Source organism: Prevotella sp. AM23-5 (genome assembly GCF_003473645.1).
Taxonomy (GTDB): Bacteria; Bacteroidota; Bacteroidia; order Bacteroidales; family Bacteroidaceae; genus Prevotella; species Prevotella copri_A.
The window spans coordinates 1-2,905 of sequence record NZ_QUCG01000144.1 but is presented as its reverse complement, the minus strand read 5'-3'; the positions used below and the strand labels follow the sequence as shown (position 1 = coordinate 2,905).

1 protein-coding gene is annotated in these 2,905 nt (G+C 46.5%); it reads right to left on the bottom strand.

Translation table 11 applies throughout. The features are described 5' to 3' along the window. On the bottom strand, nucleotides 1–2,875 hold a 2,875-nt coding region (locus DW657_RS17010), incomplete at its 3' end, for an outer membrane beta-barrel protein (protein ID WP_147381994.1). Nucleotides 2,876–2,905: the final 30 nt, after the last annotated feature.

Here is a 2,905-nt window from a genome sequence, read left to right as displayed (position 1 = left end):
ATTTATACATCAAATGCACCATCGCATAGCTTGGCAGGGTATTGTTCCATTTCTCGGTCTTGCCCTGTCCGCCCACCTCATACACGGTGCTCGACAGATTCTGAAGAATATCAAAAGCCTCCGCCTTCAGCGTCAGCTTGCCTTTGCAGAACGAACGGGCTAGCGAGGCATTCCATACCAGATCACTGGTGTTAAACGACTTCTCGCTGTAACCACGCCTACAATATTCCTTCAGGTCGGTAGAGAGCAAAATGCCCAGAGGCAAGGTGTAAGTCATGTTGCCACCATACTCAAAATCATAGGCATTCAATTTCTCGAAATTGCTGCGGTCGCTCGTACCATGCTTCCACTCCACCTTTCCACCCAAGTTGATGCTCAACTTGTCTTTCTGATACTTGAAGTACAAACTGTTTCCCAACTCGGTTCTGAGCACATAGCAAAGCTGAGTAGAATTATCATCGTAAGCAATATCAAAATCCTTGCGGCGCAAACCGTTAAACCACAGACGATAATCCAGACGGAACAAGCGAGCCTTGTCAAGAGCCACACCATAAGATGTCGTTGTCCAGAAATCCCAGTTGCCGCCACCACCAATATTATCACTCATATAGGTGTAGCCACCCGTCTGCGAATTATAAGTAGTGCGGGTACCCACAAGATTGTGATAGAAATTACCCGTGGCGAAGAATCCCACATACTGCTGATTCTTGAGTCCGTTGAAACGGATGTTTACATCGTAATGATGATACAGCGAATTCTCCAGGTCCGGATTGTTCACCCTCACCGCCAGCGGATTCGAATTGTCTCTGTATGGCATGATGCTGAAGAAATCAGGCATCTGACTCTGCATATAATAAGTTAAGCTGATAGACTTCTTATCGTCATCACAACCGTACATGAACGTAGGTCTGAATACCACACGGCTTCTCCTGGCTATCGTGTCGAGAGTCGATGTATGGTAATTAAGTCGCTCCTTTTCTTCAGAAATGCTCAGCAACAGAACCAGGTACGAAGAAGGACCACTTCTTTGGAATGCAAGTTCACCACCCGTATTCTTTTTCAGCGTTTGATAGCTTCTACTCACATCCTCGTCTATCACCCCCGAAAGCTGCTCCATGTTAGAAGGCAGCGTGGCGAACATCAGTTCCGGATTGGCTATCCAGTCGCCGCCAAGCTCATCCAGGCGGTATTTCAAGCCCTTCACCGATTGATAGGTCTGCGCAAATTTGGGTCCTATAAACATTGCCCATTTAGAATATGGAAATCCTATTTCATAATCCAAGCTGGCATTCATATCATAGCTGTTCTGTCTGCTGTCGTTGTAATAGTTACGCAAATCCTTCTCGCCAGTCTTGAAATACTCATTGCGGTTCAGGCTGAAAGACTCGTTTGGCTTGGAGCTGGTATACTTTCCAGACATGCCCAGAGTTATTCTGTCACCCCATGGCAACTTATACCACGCCAGAGCTTGCTGACTACCTGTGAATGCATGTACTTTTGAGCGTGACTGATAGAGCGACCGGTTGGTGATGATGTCATGCAAGCTGCCACTAACATTCTGTGCAAAGGTAGAATCGATGGTCTGCCTGATATCACCCCATCTTTCAGGGTTGGCAGAATAGGTAGCACTGAGGTTTGTCGATGAAGTCTTTCTGTCGGAGTAGTCGATACGGGTATCCAACCATACTCCCAACTTTCCATCCACCTGGAAGTTATTGTAGAGGTTGAAACTATGGTTGTCGCTGCGCGAATCACTGATACTTCTACCGAAGATATTGCCTGTAGAGGCAAAATTCTCCTGCGAACTGTGGGTCAAGTCATGCGTATTGTCCCAAGCAACCGTTACGTTTCCACGCTCTCTTATCATCTGACTCTTCGATGACGTATTAAAGTCAACGCCCACCTGGCGGGTAGTTTTCTGTCCCTGCGGACTGTTGGAAGGCGACCAGTCGCCCTGACTTCCCGGTCGTCTTGTTTCGTTCGTGTTATTCAGGTTGCCAAATACCGAGATTCGTGAATTGTCAGTGTAGTAGAGTCCGAAGAGACGAGCCAGATAGCGGTCTTCGCTACCCCCGGCAGCCTCCATGTTGGCGATGTATCCACGGGAGTACTCACGCTTCAGGGCCACATCCATCACATAGTCTTTCTTCTCCATTTCCTTACCCATGAGTCGGCTTTTTTCTGAAGAACGGTCATACACCTTCAGTTCCTTTACGGTATAGTAAGGAAGGTTGTCAAGCATCACCTGGTTCTTTCCCTTGAAAAAGTCTTTTCCGTTAAGGAGCAGATAATCTATCTTTTTGCCGTTCACGTAAATATCGCCATTACTCTTCATTTCAGCTCCCGGCATCTGTCTTATAAGAGCGTCGAGCATGGAGCCATCAGGCACATTGAATGCGCTGGCGTTAAAGACAAGCGTATCGCCACGGTAAGCCAGCTTCACCTTGGTACCTGTCACCACCACGTCGTCGAGGGCAACATCCTGATTGAATTTCTTCTTGAGCAAAAGCGAAGGGAATGAGAATTCTTTATTGCGTGCAATATATTTAATGGTATGATTGATGCACTTCGTCTCATAGCCATCACACTCTGCCTTGATGATATAAGTAGCGGGACGTGCAGGAACACGGGTAAAATAGAAGAGGCGTTTTCCCCTTCCTCTCGTAGTCATGGTATCTATCACGTTGCTGTCCTTGTCCATCACCGTGACAAAAGCCTTCAGATAGGCTTGGGTAAACGAATCTTTCACGTCACCATAAACTTCCACTGTATGCTCTTTCTTTTTCTTTTCTTGCTGTTGCTGCAGATTGTACTGATCATGCAGATTGCCACGAGCATAGGTTGGCAATACAGCCATCAAAAACAAGATAATCAAATTAACCTTAATTCCGCAACACTATAATTT